Origin of the sequence: Yinghuangia sp. ASG 101 (genome assembly GCF_021165735.1) — a bacterium.
Taxonomy (GTDB): domain Bacteria; phylum Actinomycetota; class Actinomycetes; order Streptomycetales; family Streptomycetaceae; genus Yinghuangia.
In genome coordinates this window covers 988777-1004026 of the sequence record NZ_CP088911.1, presented here as the reverse complement: position 1 = coordinate 1004026, position 15250 = coordinate 988777, and the positions used below count along the sequence as shown (strand labels likewise).

At 72.2% G+C, this 15250-nt stretch carries 7 protein-coding genes; 3 read left to right on the top strand and 4 right to left on the bottom strand.

Annotation, left to right across the window (positions count from 1 at the left end; genetic code table 11):
- Window positions 1-121: 121 nt before the first annotated feature.
- Both LO772_RS03905 and LO772_RS03900 read right to left on the bottom strand, forming a co-directional pair.
- On the bottom strand, window positions 122-412 hold the full coding sequence (locus LO772_RS03905) for a hypothetical protein (protein WP_231776929.1): 291 nt from the start codon (window positions 410-412) through the stop codon (window positions 122-124).
- A 47-nt stretch (window positions 413-459) separates the two neighbouring features.
- Window positions 460-894 (bottom strand): hypothetical protein, encoded by a 435-nt coding sequence (locus tag LO772_RS03900; RefSeq protein ID WP_231776928.1) that lies wholly within the window; start codon window positions 892-894, stop codon window positions 460-462.
- 732 nt (window positions 895-1626) lie between these two features.
- Here LO772_RS03900 and LO772_RS03890 point away from each other — a divergent pair.
- The gene (locus tag LO772_RS03890; RefSeq protein ID WP_231776927.1) at window positions 1627-2220 is read left to right on the top strand and encodes a sigma-70 family RNA polymerase sigma factor; all 594 of its coding nucleotides are present in this window, start codon (window positions 1627-1629) and stop codon (window positions 2218-2220) included.
- Window positions 2221-2227: 7 nt separating this feature from the next.
- Here the strand turns inward: LO772_RS03890 and LO772_RS03885 are convergent, their stop codons facing one another.
- Together LO772_RS03885 and LO772_RS03880 are read right to left on the bottom strand one after the other, a co-directional pair.
- Complete coding sequence (locus tag LO772_RS03885) at window positions 2228-5185, bottom strand: right-handed parallel beta-helix repeat-containing protein (RefSeq protein ID WP_231776926.1); 2958 nt, start codon at window positions 5183-5185, stop codon at window positions 2228-2230.
- Entirely contained in the window at window positions 5182-13764 is an 8583-nt protein-coding gene (locus LO772_RS03880; protein ID WP_231776925.1) for a hypothetical protein, read from the bottom strand. Before LO772_RS03880 ends, LO772_RS03885 begins: the two co-directional genes overlap by 4 nt.
- 179 nt (window positions 13765-13943) lie before the next feature.
- On the opposite strand from LO772_RS03880, the gene LO772_RS03875 reads away from it, so the two are divergent.
- Both LO772_RS03875 and LO772_RS03870 read left to right on the top strand, forming a co-directional pair.
- Complete coding sequence (locus LO772_RS03875; protein WP_231776924.1) at window positions 13944-14876, top strand: serine/arginine repetitive matrix protein 2; 933 nt, start codon at window positions 13944-13946, stop codon at window positions 14874-14876.
- 49 nt (window positions 14877-14925) lie between these two features.
- Window positions 14926-15234 (top strand): hypothetical protein, encoded by a 309-nt coding sequence (locus LO772_RS03870; RefSeq protein ID WP_231776923.1) that lies wholly within the window; start codon window positions 14926-14928, stop codon window positions 15232-15234.
- Window positions 15235-15250: the final 16 nt, after the last annotated feature.

Genomic DNA, 15250 nt, shown 5'->3' with positions numbered 1-15250 from the left:
TCGGTGGATGCCTCGGTGGCGCCGGGCGCAGGATAGCGGCCGTCGCGCGCACGGCCCGGAACCCCCGGAGCCCGTACGCGCGTTGGCTCTGCCGCGTGTCGGTTCAGCCGTTCAGCCGCACTCAGCCGTTCAGGCGCTTGCGGAGGATGTCGAGGAAGTCGTCGTACGCCGCGGCGACATCCTCCAGGTCGATCATCGGCGGCAGGTCGAAGAGCGGCTGGTGGGCGAGAAGGAACTCGGCCGTCTCGTGGACGACGCGCTCCTCGTCGTCCTCGCCCGCGCCCAGCACCCGCATGATGCCGGGCGAGGCACGGATTTGCGGCTCGGCCGTCTCCGTGCCGCTGTGGATCGCGACCAAGTACTCGTGGTCGCCGAGCGGTTCGATCCGGAAGATCACTGTGGAGTCAGACATATCGGCACTGTAATCGGGGACGGGGGATCATGTGGCGTCGGGGCGTGTCAGCTCGCCGCGACGGTGCCGCCCAGGGCGAGCAGGACCAGGACTTTCACGATCTCCAGCGCGATGTAGGAGAGGTGCGCGGCGGAGCGGTGGAGTGCGGGGTCCGCACCGGCGAGGACGGCGTCGGAACGCTTGGTGAGCCGCGGGCGCACCACGGCGAGCTGGACGACGAGCACGGCGGCGGCCACCCCGATGAGGGTGATGACCGCCGCGCCGGGGTCGCCGGTCGCGACCACGACGACCAGGGCGGTCGCGAGCACGGTCTCGACCCGGTTGAGCGCCCGGAAGACGATGCGGCCGATGCCGAGCCCGACGGGGACCGTGAGCCCGGGCGCCCGGAACTTCAGGGGTGCCTCCAGGAAGGAGATCGCGATCACCATCCCGAACCAGACGAAGGTGAGGGCGGCGGCGATGTCGGCCGACGTCGCGTTCATGGGAGTCCTGCCTCTCGTGTCAGGGGCCGGATCCGCCGCTCACGGTCCCGCCTCGGTTCCGGTCCCGCCCCGATTCCGGCCCGGCTCACGGGCCCGTCGCGGGGCGGGGCGGACGCGCCGACCGCTGAGGCCCCGGCGGGCCTGATCCGGTGGTACCGGCCCCGGGTGCTCCCGGGACAGGGCCACATGGCCCGAGAACACAGAACGCCGTCCGGCCGACTGGGCCGCGTCTCGTGGATCTTGGCGCCGCTCACGCCGCGCCGCGCCCGGCGGCCCTCCTTCGCACCGCACCTCGCGGCGTTGCCGAATCCTCCAAGGACGACCGCGCACGCGGTCGGATCCGGCACGGCACGAAGGAGAGCTTGGGAGGGCGGGAGGGCCTGGGAGGGCCGCCAGGCCCGGTGCGGGCCCGGCGCGGGCCCAGCGCAGGCCCGGCGCGATGTGAGCGGCGCCAAGATCGCCAAGACACGACCTACCCGCCCGCGTTCGGGCCCAGGTGGGCGAGGCAGGTGTCGGGGGTGGCGAAGGGTTCGAGGTGGGTGGTGGTGATCGGGGAGCCCAGTGCCGTGAGGGCGCCCTGCATCAGGCCCCGAGAAATCAGGGAAACCGCTCGCGGACCGGCGGCCCCTACGGATGGAACGCGCGGAGGGTTCAACAGGACACCGAGAGTTTTCCTGAATTCACCTTTGCGGGGCGCTTGCCCGCAATCTGCCGTCGCTACGGTCCGAATGGTTGGGGCACGGCGAGGGGACGGGGCTGGACGTGGGGCAGAACGCGGCTGTTGCGTGCGGTGAACACACATGGCGCGGGAGCGGGGACGGGGCCGACGCGGCGGAGATCGTCGAGTCGCTGTACCGGGACTACCGGGTGCCGCTGCTCACGTACTGCCTCAACTTGACCGGCGGGGACCGGCATTGGGCGGAGGACGTGGTGCAGGAGACGATGCTCCGCGCCTGGCGGCAGGCCGCCGGACTGGACTCCTCCGTGCCGTCGATGATGCCGTGGCTGTCCACGGTCGCCCGGCGCATCGTGATAGACGAGCACCGCGCGCGCAGCGTACGGCCGCAGGAAGTCAACCCGGAGCCTTTGGAGTTCATCCCCGGCCGGGACCACGTCGAGTCGATGCTCCGCGGCCTCGTCATCGCCCAGGCGGTGCGCACGCTGTCGCCCACCCACCGCGAGGTGGTCATCGAGACGGTGTTGCGCGACCGGACCATCAACGAGGTCGCCGCGGAGCTGAACATCCCGCCCGGGACCGTGAAGTCCCGTGTCCACTACGCCGTTCGGGCACTGCGCGCGGCACTCGCGAAGGCCGCCGTGAGCTGACGGTACGTCACGATACCGCCGCGTCGGCGTGGTTCGCCGGCGCGGCCAGTCGGGGGATGTCTTCCTCGTCGAGCAGCACGAGCTGGCGCTCGTCGGCGGCGCTCAGTTCGGCGATCCGGATCGCCTGCGCCTCGGTCATCTGCTGGAAAACCTGGCGCGCCGTACGGCCGTTGCCGAACTGCGCGGTGCGCGGCATGGATTCGAACAGCTCGCCGAGGGACTTCCGTGCCGCCGTACTCAGTTCGTACTGGTGGCGGTGCGCGTGGTGCTCGACGATGCGGACCAACTCGGCGCCGCTGTAGTCGGCGAACAGCAGGCTCCGGGTGAAACGCGACGACAGGCCCGGGTTCGACGCGATGAAGCGCTCCATGTCGCCGGGGTACCCGGCCGCGATCACCACGACCTCGTCGCGGTGGTCCTCCATGAGTTTCACGAGCGTCGCGATCGCCTCACCGCCGAAGTCGTTCGCCATCCCCGCGGGCACCAGCGCGTACGCCTCGTCGATGAACAGCACGCCGCCGCGCGCCCGGTTGAACGACTCGGTGGTCTTCGGGGCGGTGTGGCCCACGTACTCGCCGACCAGCGCGGTCCGGTCGACCTCGACCAGGTGCCCGCGTTCCAGGAGCCCGAGGGCCTTGAGGAGCCGCCCGTACAGCCGCGCCACGGTGGTCTTGCCGGTGCCGGGATTGCCGGCGAAGACCAGGTGGCGGCTCAGCGGCGGCGCGGGCAGCCCGGCGTCCTGGCGCAGGCGCACGGTCTGCATCAGCTTGACCATGCCGCCGACCTCGCGCTTGACGCCGTCGAGGCCGACCAGTTCGCCGAGTTCGCTCAGCAGGTCGTCCAGCGTCTCGGGTTCCGGGCCGGGGACGCCGAGTTCGGCGACATCGGTCTCGGCGCTGTCAGGGAACGACACCGCGGCCCTCCCCGAACGCCCGCCCGCCCCCGAGCCGGTGCCGCCCGGCGCGGCGGGCCCGGTGGGCCGCTGCCGGGAGCCGGGCGCGGTCGGGGGCGCCGGCGGCGTCGCGGCGACCGACGGCAGGACGGCCGCCTCGACGCGCACCGCGACGCAGTCCTCGAACGTCGGCGACGCGCCCTCGGCGAAGCCGACGTCGGTCGCGCAGTCGAACACCCGGCACCCCGTGAACCTCGGTGCCGCGTCCCGCCCGATGTGCAGGGCGGGGAAGGCACTGCCGGACACGTCGCAGTGGTCGAACGTCCCGCCCGCGCCGATGCCGAGGAGGATGCCGTTCTTGGACGTCCCGGCGACGCGCAGGCCCTTCGCCTCGCACGTCGCGCCGTGTCCGACGACCACGCCGCTCCCGCCCGTCCGCGTCACCGAGCCGCCCGACACCGCGAGGCTCGCGCCCGACTCCGCGACGATGCCGGCCCCGCCGATGTCGGCGACCGCCGCCCCGGTCACGACCGCCGACGCGTTCGCGCCCACCTCGACGCCGCTCTTGCGCTGGCCCGCCACCACCGTGTCGGCCACCTCGCACGGGTGCCCGGACCGCAGGCGTACGCCGGTCTCCCCGCCGTCCACGCGCGAGCCGCGCAGCGCCAGCCGACCGTGGTCGCCCACGTCCACGCCGCACATCCGCGCGTCCGCGAACGTGCTGTCGGCGATCTCGGCCGACGCCGTGTCCGTCACCGCCACCGCGTGCTCGCCCGCGGCCGACACACGGACGCCGGACAGCGTCGCGGCGGACCGGTCGGCCAGGTGGACCGCCGAGTACGCGGTGCGCGTCAGCACGGCGTCGGTCACGCGCACGCTCGCGTCCCCCAGTGCGATCAGGCCGTTCGCGGCCGGGTCGGCGACGCGGCAGCGCCGCACGTCGAGCACCGCCGCGCCCGCCGCGACCAGCGCGCTGCCGCCCGACTCGGCGATCCGGCAGTCGCGCAGCTCGGCACGCGCGTCATGGTCCACCTCGACCCCCGACGCGGCGACCGCGTCGATGCGGCAGTCGTCCAGTTCGGCGTACGCCGCGTCCTGCACCAGCACGCCGTTGCGGCCCGCGCCGCGCACGACCGAGTCGCGCAGCAGCAGGCGCGAACCGCCGCGCACGCGCAGTGCCGACCCCGACGTCCTGCGCACGTGCAGGCGCTCGCCGAGCAGCACGGCGTGCCCGGACAGCGCGACACCGAGCCCGTCGACGGACTCGATCAGCGTGTCCTCGCAGCGCGCGAGCGCGTCGCCGTCCACGTGCACGGCCGCGTGGTGCGCGCCGCGCAGGCGGGAGCCGCGGATGACCAAGACCCCGCCGCCCGCGGGGTCGCGCAGCGCGCGGGCGAGGTCGTCGCCGACGCGCGGGCCCGGGGCGGCGGGAACCGGGGGAGGGGAGCCGGTCGGCGGGTCGGGGGCAACATGCCCGGAGTGCGGCGGGCCGGGCGGGGGCGTGCGGTGGGCGCCGCCCGCCACGGCGCTCAGCGGCGCGGTATCGGGGGGAACCCGCGTCACGACACCCGCGACCAGGCCCACCACGGTCTCGCCGGCGCCGGAACCGGCGTGGCGGCCGGGCGCGTTCCGGGCCCCGCCGCCCGGCCCAGGCGCGGCTGCGGTGCGCGGCGCCGCGCCCGTCCGGGTTCCGGAGCCGCGTACCTCCACGCGCCCGTGGCTCACGTCGCAGTCGTCCAGCGTCAGACCCGCCGCGTCGCACACGCGGACGACCGGCTCGGTCGGGTCGGCGCCGCGCAGGACCAGTCCCGACACGACGCAGTCGGGTGCCGCGACGGTCAGCGTGACCCCGCCGGGGGAGCGGACCGTGACCGAGCCGGCGCCGTGCGCGGGCCGCAGCGCGACGCGGCGCTCCAGACGCAGCGCCTCGGTGTATTCGCCGGCCGCGACGAGCACCGTGGCGCCCGCGGGTGCCGCCGCGAGGGCCGCGGCGATGCCGCGGTACGCGCCGCGGCCCTTGGGGGCCACGTGCACGACGGGACCGGTCGCGAAATCGCTCGCGGGGGTGTTCACGGGGTCGCTCCCGTCGAAGGCGGCGGAGGCTCGGGCGGCGCCCCGTTGCGGATGTCCGGGAGCGTCCAGTTGAGCACCTGGGGGTTCATGAACAGGTTGGTGAACGACTTCTCGGCCATCTTGCCCAGACCGCCCAGGACGAAGATGTCCACCGGGCCCTGCCGGTGGATCCACCGGCCGACGACGTTCTGCTGGACGAGCGTGCGCGCCGCGGCGACGCTCAGCCCGTTGATCATGCCGCCGAGCGCGTAGCCGAGCCCGGCGAGCAGCGCGTCCGTGCCGTGCAGCTTGACGGTGTTGCCGTCCTTGTCCTTGATCCCGAAGATCGCCGATCCGGCGGAGCCGTTGAGGAACGCGGACAGCGTGCCGCCGATCACGGTGGTGACGGCGTAGTCGTACGTCCCGACGCGCCAGCGCTGGACGCGTTCGAAGCCCCCGAACTCGTTGTTCCAGGTGTGGTCGTCGGGGCGGAAGCCGCCCGGCTTGCCGTCGTCCGCGTTGCCCGCGTGGAGCTTCCACGGCCCGCCGCGCTTGCTGAGCATGTGGGCGGCGCTGATGCCGCTCTTGACGCCCGCGCTCATCGTGGCGCCGAACATCGCGCGCAGAACGTCCATACCGGTGAACGGAGTTCCGGTGACCCCGGAGACGATGCCGAACACGACGAGGTTCATCACGAAGTCGAGCAGCCATTCCTGGCCGAACTCGATGGCCAGGGCCTGGAGGCCCTTCTGGATGTAGGGGGCCTCGGCGGCCACGCCGTCGACCGACGGGCCCCAGTCCCAGCGGTTCGCCTCGCGGCCCATGCGCCCGAAGCCGCGGTACTCGTTGAGGATGTCGACGAAGTTGGTCTCGCGGCCGGCGAGGCCGCGCGTTCCGTCGGGGGCGATGTCGGAGATGTAGCCGGCGATCGACCGGTCGGTCGTCACGGTCACGCCGTCCGGCGCGTATTGGCGCCAGTGGCCGTTCCAGTGCGAGCTTTCCAGGAACGTGCTGTTCGTGAGCCGGATCTTGTCCTTCACGACCATGTTGTTGTCGAACTCACGCCAAATGTGCGGGTTGATGGCGTCGTTCGGTGTCTTCGCGAACTCCCGTACGCGCCACGGCGCGTCGGTGAACGTCCCGCGGATCGCGCCGTGTTCGGGGCGCGGCGGGATCTGCTGCACCGACACGTGGTGCATGCTCGCGATGTCGTCCGACCACCGGGCCGCCGGCTCCCACCGGGTGAGCAGGTTGTTGTCGGCGTCGAACCAGTGGCGGACGCGGTCCGGGCCGCCGGTGCCGAACTCCATGATGTTGCCGTGCCGGTCGATCTTGTTCCACTGCCAGACCTCGGCGCCGCTGACGGGGTCCCGGCTGACCATCCACGCGTCCACGGAGGTGCCGCCGGCGAGCGCGCGGTGGTCGCGGATCAGGCGGCCGTCGGCGCCGAAGTCCTGGAACGACTCGCGGTCGAACCCCCACGGGGTGATGTCGCGGTTGACGTTGGTGATCCGCGCCCCGGTGTTCGCGGGGGTGCCGGCGTCGCGCCACCTGAGCTTGCCCGCCGGGTTGTGGAACTGCTCGATGCGGACGAGGCCCGCGCCGCCCGGGTCCGGCCACGTGTCCGTCCGGCCGATGACGTTGCCCTGGTGGTCGAAGCGGGTCCAATCGCCGTTCCCCGCATGCCAGTTGTGCCGGGACACCGCGGTGCCGTTCACGGCGGCGGCGCCGGGGCGTACCGCGGGGGTGGGACGGTAGTCGATCACCGAGCCGTCGTCGAGGCCGGTGCGGACGACATGCCAGTTCGTGCCCGCCGCGGGGCTGTACCAGTCGGGGTCGGCGAGGTTGGTGTTGACGCGGTCCTGCCAGATGATCCGGTTGCGGTTGATCCCGTGCGGCGCGACGAAGTCCGGTGCGTGGAACGTGCGGTGGCCCCGCGGGTTGCCGGCGCCCTCACTGAACGGCCGGTAATCGGCCTGCCGCGCGACGCCGTTCGGCAGCGCGACGTCGCCCATCTTCAGGGTGTTGCCGCTCGGCAGCGCGCGCACCTCGCGGACGAGGTCCCCGGCGTAGTTGATGTCGAACGTCGACTTCACCATGGTGGTGAACCGCACACCCGAGTCGCTGATCCCGCCGGGCCCGGTCACGTCCCACGTGGCGACCTGGAGCCTGCTGTCGTTCCCGAACCACCGGAAGCGGCTCATGTCGGTGTTGCGCACGTGCTCGCTCATCAGCCAGCGGTACGACGTCGGCGGGCGCTGCTCGGCGAACCGCTGGACGGTCAGGAAGCCGTCGCCGTTCTTGAGCGTCTCGCCGCTGCCCTGGACCTTGCCCTCGGGGGTGACGGCCTTGTAGCCCGGGCCGGGGAGGCCCTGCGCGTCGAAGTCCAGTGCCGTGTAGCGGCGGACGTCGTGCATGCTGAGCTGGAACCGGCCGAACTTCTCGTGGACGACGACGGATTGGCCCGTGATCGGGTGGTCCATGGTGTCCGTCCAGCCGCGCCCCGGGCCCCAGGTGCGCGTGCCCTGGGCGATCTCGCGGAACTGCCCGTCGAAGCGGTGCCACGTGCCGGACCCGAACGACTGCGTGAACGGCAGGTTCCGCAGCGGCGTGAGCACGTGCCCGCCGTCGGGGTTCGTCTGGAAGTGGCGGACGCGCTTGTCCAGGCCGTTGACGGTCGCCACGTCGAAGTAGGCGCGCGTACTCTCGCCCCAGTTGCGTCGGCCGTGTTGCGCGAGTGTCCCGTTGGGGTGGAACTCCGACCACACACCGCGCTGGTTGAGGAAGTGGAATTCGCCCACGATGGACGGGTCGTGGTGCGCGTCCAGCAGGTTGCCGCCGGGGAGCGTGCGGCGTTCGAAGATCGTCGCCTTCGCGTGGCCGGTCAGGTGCACGCGCCCGGCGCCGAGGCCCTTCATGTCGACGACTCCGCCGTCGAACCACTTCTCGGTGCCGGCCGGGGTGACGATCGGGTTGCCGTGCGCGTCGGACTTCGCGACCTTCCAGGTGGCCGTGCCGCCGGCCGGGTAGGTGACCTCGAAGTGCCGGTGGGCGACGATGCCGCCCTTGTGCACGATGTTGATGCGCTGGAACTCGATCGTGCCGCTCGCGCTGTACAGCTTGAACTCGTCCTGCCGCAGCCCGCCGGGGCCGTCGACGCGGTAGCCGGGGTTGCCGTCGGTGCGCACGTGGACGGTGCCGTTGGCGATCGCGAGGTCCCCGTCGCGCAGCCGCAGGTTGCCCGGGGTGGTCTCCAGGTGGCGGATCTGGGCGGCGTCGGAGAAGCCGGTGGAGTCCGACAACCGCACCATGTCGTAGAGGTGCGTGCCGGTGTTGTCGGCGACGTGGAAGACGCCTCCGCCCGCCGCCGCGGGGGTGACGGTGAACGCCAGGTTGCGGTGACCGTCGAACAGTCGGAAGCCCCCGTTGGCGTCGGCCACCCGGAATCCGCCGCCCGGGCGCGGGGTCACCGCCATGCCGTTGATCCGCGCGAGGTTGGCGTCGACCAGTTCGTGGGCGCCGCCCGCGTGCACGCGGACGTTCTGGGCGATCGGCGTCCCGTGGCCGTCGGCCAGCCGCGTGACCCGGAACTCGAAGGAGCCGTCCCAGCGGTACCGGGTCACGGCCGTCGTACCGGTGATCTCCAGCGAGCCGTCGGGCCGGACCACGGCGGTGTGCGGCGACGGCGTCCCGTTCAGGGCGTGGACGGTCGGCCCGCCCGCCGCCGCACCCGCGGGCGCGTGGGCGTGGTACGGCGTGAGGACGAGTTGGCCGGTGGCGTGCCCGTCGGCGCCGCGCAGCGCGACGACGGTGTGGGTGACGTCGCCGTGCGCGCCGACCACGAAGTGGTGGCCGCCGTGCTCGATGCGGAACCCGCCGCCCGGCCGCCCGGTCAGCGGCGTGGCGTGCGCCCCGGGCACGTTGCCGAACGTCTGCGTGACCAGCGCCGTACCCGTCGCGTTCGTGCGGATGTGGTGCGGGCCGATCGGGGCGCCCTGCACCGGGATGAACGTGTGCCGGTACGCCCCGCCGTTGCCGTACACGTGGATGGCCTGGTGCGCGTCCGTGAGGCGGATCTCGTTCCCCACCCGGGTGACCGCCAGCGTGGTGTCGGGTGTGCCGTCGGCCGCGTGCGGGTGCGGGAGGGGGTTGTTGGGGTTGGCGGGCGGCGTGAAGACGTGGCTGTTGGCGTGCGGGCCGCCGGTGAGGGTGGTGACGTCGTGGGTGTGGGCGCCGGCGTTGTCGACGACGAAGTGCCGCGCGGGCGCCGCCCCGACGGCGGGGTGGTCGATGCGGTGGCCGTTGATCGCGCCGGTGTGGTCCAGCTGCCCGGTGACGGTGCTGCCCGGGACGACCGTGCCGTCGGCGTGGGCGAGTTGCGGCAGGCCGCCGCCTCCGTCCGGCAGCCGGACGAACCCGCCGGGGACGTTGTGCGCCGTGATCGGCAGCGCGTGGTGGGAGAACGCTCCCGCCCCGGTGTGGACCGCCACGCGGGGGCCGGTCCCGGGCGCGCCGACGTGCAGGGTGCCCGCGACGTGGTGGACGGTGAGCGTGGTGTCGGGGACGCCGACGCCGTCGCGCGGGTGGGGCAGGGGGGTGTGCGGCGCACCGGGCGGCGCGAAGACCCGGGTGCCGGCGTGCGGGCCGCCGGTGAGGGTGGTGACGTCGTGGGTGTGCACGCCGGCGTTGTCGACGATGTGGTGGCCCGCCGGGTGCTCGATGCGGTAGCCGTTGATCGCGCCGGTGTGGTCCAGCTGCCCGGTGACGGTGCTGCCCGGGACGACCGTGCCGTCGGCGTGGGCGAGTTGCGGCAGCCCGCCGCCTCCGTCCGGCAGCCGGACGAACCCGCCGGGCAGGTTGGTGACCGCGGCCGGGAGGGCGTGGTGCGAGAAGACGCCCTGTGCGGAGTGCACCGCCACCCGCGGTGCGGCCCCGGTCACGTGCACGTGGTAGACGGGGGTGGCGCTCGGCGGCATGGTGACCGTGCCGCGCGCCACGAGTGCGGTGGAGTCGACGAGTGTGAGCCCGCCGCCCCCGCGCGGGGTGAGGACGAAGACGTCCGACGGGCCGGTGTGGTCCGCGAGTCGCAGGCCGTCGGCGATCGCGCGGCCGGTCGCGGGGTCGAAGAGCTGGAAGCCGGAGGGGGTCGGGACGGCGACGCCGGCGTTGTTGACGTGGATCGGGTTGCCCCCGGCGACGGCGAGGGCGTGGCCGGTGCCGTCCACGTGCCGGACGTCGCCCAGCACGTTGTCGGCACGGTCGACGTCGAACCGGACGCTGGTGCCGGGGAAGTGGCCGTCCGCCAGGTTGAACTGCCGCTCGATGGTGACGAGTTGGTGGCCGCTTCCGTCGACGGTGAAGTCCCAGCGCCGGATCTCCACGCCGTGGATCACGTCGTGCTCGACGCGGACCAGGTCGGTGCCGTCGGGTGACCGGACGGTCCGGACGTGGATCGGCGGTGTCCCGGGCCCGCCGGTCGACCGCAGCGCCCCGATGCGGGCGTCGCCGTCCGCGAAGCGGACCTCCACCCGCGCGCCGTGCAGGCCGGGGATGTCGAAGGCGTGCGGGGGCGGCGGGGGCGGCGGGGCCGGGGAGGTCGTCGCGGGGGCGGGCGGAGGGGCCGCGGACGAGCCGCCGGCGGGGTGCGGGTGGACCGAGTCGGTGGCGTAGGTGTCGAGCGCGAACGCCTGCGCCGGGTTCGGCCCGGTCACCTGGGCGTCGATGGTCTGGTGGTCCAGGAGCCGGTGATGGTCGGCGGCGCTGAGGTGGTAGTCCCAGCGCTCGATCGCGCCGCCGGGCAGCGTCCGCTCGATGCGCAGCACGTCCATCCCGTTGGCGGCGGCGGCGCCGCTGCCGCCGATGGCGCCGCCCGCGGTGATGGCGACGTGCGACACCCGCAGGTTGTGGGTCGCCGCCGCGCCGCCGGTGACGTCGATGTCGAGGAACCGTCCCGGGGTCAGGCTCGGGCTGACCGCCACCCGGACACCGTCCAGCCCCGGGATCGACGAGAACGTGTGCTGCATGTCGAGCGTGGCGCCCTGCTGGACCATGATGAGGGGGAACCGCTGGTGGTGCTGCGGCCCCGGGAGCAGGTCGTCCGTCCGACCCGGCGGGTACCCGGGGGTGTGGCCCCCGCCCGTCAGGTGGGTGCCGAGGCCCTGCACCGACGGCGGTGCGGCCGTGTCGGCGGGCTTGATCGACCCGAGCAGGTCGTTGACCATCGCGGAGACCTGGTCGAGGGTCACCGGGGTCCCGTGGGTGCCGACGGAGGGCGTGGCGTCCGTCGATCCGGTGTGCGCCACCTGCGCGGGGGGTGCCGGGGCGATGCCGTGGACGTTGACGAGCGCTCCGCTGATCGTGGCGTGCGGTGGTGTGGCGGTCAGGCCGACGTGCCCGAGTGCGGGCATGTCGACGACGGACGCGTTCGCGTTCGGGAGCATGCCGAGGCTGTCGGCGGTCAGCGAAGTCGCGGGCCCGGGGCGGGCGTTCAGGTCCACCGCCGGGGCTGTGTTGACCGCGGGGGCGCCGCCCGGGGTGACCTGCGGGGTGGCGGTCGGCATCAGGTTGGCGTTCAGCTGCGGGAGGCTGACGTGCCCGACACCGCCCAGACCGGCCATCGACAGGTCCCCGGCGGACGGCATGGCCACGGGCCGCGTGGTCAGGCCGGTCAGATCGGCGTGCGCCGGCGTGGTGATCTCGCCGCCGGTCAGCGTCGGCATGTCCGACGCGCCCAGGCTCCCGAGGCCCGGCTGATGCTGCGGCAGGGAGAGGCTGAGCGCGCTCGGCGTGTCGACGATGTGCGTGTTCACGTCCGGGAGTTGCGTCAGCCCGGGGGCGACCGCGGGGGTGCCGTTCGCGACGCCGGTGAGGTTGACGTGGCCGAGTGACTGCGGGATCGAACCGAGCCCGGACATGTCGAAGTTCATCGCGCCGGTCGGGTTGAACGTGGTGAGCCCGCCCAGGTTCGCGAGATTCACCGCGGGGGACCCGAGTACCGGCAGGTCGGTGATCTGGGCGCTGGTCCCGGGGACGTTGAACACCCCGGCGAGGTTGCCGCCCTTCTCGCCGAAGAAGACGGTCAGCGACGGCATGGTGATCGTCGGGAAGTTCACCGACATCGAGCCCGGGGTGAACGCCACGTGGGGGCTCGGCATGGTGGTCAGCGCGCCGCCCGGATGGACCGTGCCGAACGCCCCGAGCCGCGGCCCGCCGTTCAGTCCGCCCAGGTTCACGTGCGGGGTGAAGTTCCCGAAGTTCATCGGCCCGATGAGGGTTCCGGAGTTCAGGTCGAGGTTCTTGAAGCCCGCTCCGCCGACGGTGGCCAGGTCCATCCCGTTCGCGCCGGGACCGAACGCCGAGAACCCCCCGCCCGCGACACCGGAGATCTTGCTGCCCATGCCGATGAACTTGCCGTTGGCGAAGGCGCCGTACCGGTACATGCCGAAGATGCCCCGGTCGATGAAACCAATCCGGAACGCCAGCGCCAGGCCCTCGCCCATCTCGTCGGCCGCGACCGGGAGGAACAGCCGCAGGCCCTTGAAGCCGCTCAGCCCGTTGGCGACCCAACTGCCGAACGCCTTGATGCCGTTGAGCCCGGTGATGACGCTGCGCAGTCCGAAGAACATCTTCGCGCCCGCGACGTTGATCACCGTCATCTCGGCGCCGAGCGGGAAGAACTTCAGCGCGCCCAGTGAGCCGGCGCCGCCGAAGTTGCCCAGGCCGGGCCCGAAGCGCAGGTTCTTCAGGCTTCCCGCGAACCACGAGCCCGAGGCCATGAACGCGTCGTCGATGCCGAGGCTCAGGCGCCAGAACAGGCCGAACGAGTCGGCACCGCCGGTGAAGAAGTTCTTCGTCCCGGCGAAGCCCTTGCCCGAGATCCCCTTGATGCCCTTCCACAGGTTGCCCAGGTTGATGCCCTTGGTGGTGGGCGCGATCACGCCGAGGATGCCCAGGACCAGCGCGGTGACGCTGCCCTTGCCCTGGGCGAAGTCCACGGCCGCCTTGATCATCAGGGCGACGTTGAGGGCGAGGCTGAGCAGCGCGAGCGGGCCGCCGAAGATGATGGCGGGGATGATCAGGATGATCGCGATCCAGCCGAGGGCCTTCCAGAACTCCTCGCACTCGTCCACCGGCGACGCGATCGAGGTCGACGCCTCGGACAGCACCGTCTCCAGCGTGCTCGCCGCGGTCTCCAGGATGCTCTTGGCGTCCTCGGCCGTCGCCTTGTGCGCGGCGCGCCCGTCCTCGTCGTCCTCGGGAAGCGCCGCGGCGGCGGTCAGCGCGGCGTCGGCGCGGCGCTGCTGCTCGCGCATCACGCCGGTGTACGTGATCAGGGCGCCGCGGACGTTCTCGTGCGCGGTCTTGAACGTCGCGATGTAGTTGCGCAGCCGCTCGTCGATGATCTTGCGCAGGGCCTCCGCGGTCTTGCCCACGAACACGCCGTCCGTGGTCTTCATGACCTCGTCCAGGCCGGAGTTGATCGTCTTCGCCAGGTCGATGAGGTCGTTCTGCGACGTCGTCACACGGTCGAGGCGGTCCGCGTCGCCCGGAGTGGGGTCGCTGCCGAGCCCCAGCGCACTCCAGTCACCTGGGCGGGCCATCCGGCGAACACCTCTCTCCGTACCGGCGGTTCGTAGCGCGGCCCGGAGCGGCGGGGCCTGTCCTGATCTACGGCCAAGAACGCACCGGGGTTCAACTGCCGTGCCGGAGAAATGATTTGAACCCGCACCGGTGGACCGTACGTACAGATACGGAGACCACGGAGCCGGGAGGGCGAGGCGTGCCCGATTTCTCGATCGACTACTCGACGCTGTACGAGGTGCAGGCCCAGATGAGGAAGCTGGCCGAACAAGCGGCCAGCGGCGGCGCCACGGGGGCGTTCAAGGAACTGGGCGAGGCCAACTCCGGTGAGCGCAAGGCCGCGTTGGGCACGTCCGGGCTCTCGTACGAGTTCAACCTCTTCTACCACCACTCGAAGTCGCGCACGAAGAGCGCCAAGGACGGGCTCGAGGAACTGGCCGAGTCGTTCAAGGCGGTGTCCGACATCTTCTTCGACGCGGACTCCAACATCGCGAGCGCCGCGGGACTGATGGGGAACAGCGTCGGACTCAACGACTGGAAGGACGACAAGGCGGCGTACGACCACTGGGCGGCCGACAAGGCCGAGTGGGACGACTACCTGGCGAGCATCGGCGCGACCGAGTGGTTCGACGAGCACCCGGACGCGACCAGCATCCGCGCCGTCTGCCACGGCGACGACGCCCCGTCGTGGTGCGCGAACTGGAACGAGGACAAGCCGTTCCCGATGCATCCCGGCGACGCCCCCGACAAACCCGGGCCCCCGCCGACCAGTTACCACTACGAGGACGAGCACGGGACGATCGACGTCTCGATCGAACTCGACAAGGACGACAACGTCATCAAGGAGAAGTCGACCATCACCAACCCGCAGGGCCAGTCGTTCACGACGGAGACGGTCTACGACGGCCCGCCCAAGATGGTCGATCCCCCCGGCGACGACACCGATCCGTACGACGTCCGCGACTACACGATCACCACGACCTCCTCGGACGGGACGAAGTCCGTCGCCACCGTGACGATCAACGAGGACGGCAGCGGAACGATGGTCACGGTCGACGGCAAGGAGAAGGTGACGTCCACGCGTTCCGGCCCGGACGCCAAATGGGTCGAGACCGAGCGCGAAGACCTGTGAGGCGTCCCGACGACCGCCTGACAACCCACTCGGACAAGGGAGTTCCAGCATGGCCGCCAACATCAGCCTGAGCTACGCGGAGATCGAACGCGTCTGCAACATCCTCGACAACAGCGTCGACGTCACCCTCGTGCCGCGCATGAAGGAGGCGAAGGACGAGGTGGAGTCGCTGCTCGACAACAACCTCGTCCTGGTCCACGCCAGCCCCGCGCTCAAGGACCAGTACGGGAAGTTCAGCGCCTCGCTGATCGCCGCGACGGACGCGATCAAGGGCTACGCGACACAGTTCCGCAAGATCAAGGAGTCCGTCGAGGACATGGACAAGGACATCGCCGACAAGGTCAACAGCAGCGGCTGAGGCGCCTGCCCCACCG

Bases quoted from the DNA above. Each gene is read 5' to 3' on its own strand.
- LO772_RS03905 (WP_231776929.1), bottom strand. From the start codon at position 412: ATGTCTGACTCCACAGTGATCTTCCGGATCGAACCGCTCGGCGACCAC.
- LO772_RS03900 (WP_231776928.1), bottom strand. From the start codon at position 894: ATGAACGCGACGTCGGCCGACATCGCCGCCGCCCTCACCTTCGTCTGG.
- LO772_RS03880 (WP_231776925.1), bottom strand. From the start codon at position 13,764: ATGGCCCGCCCAGGTGACTGGAGTGCGCTGGGGCTCGGCAGCGACCCC.
- LO772_RS03870 (WP_231776923.1), top strand. From the start codon at position 14,926: ATGGCCGCCAACATCAGCCTGAGCTACGCGGAGATCGAACGCGTCTGC.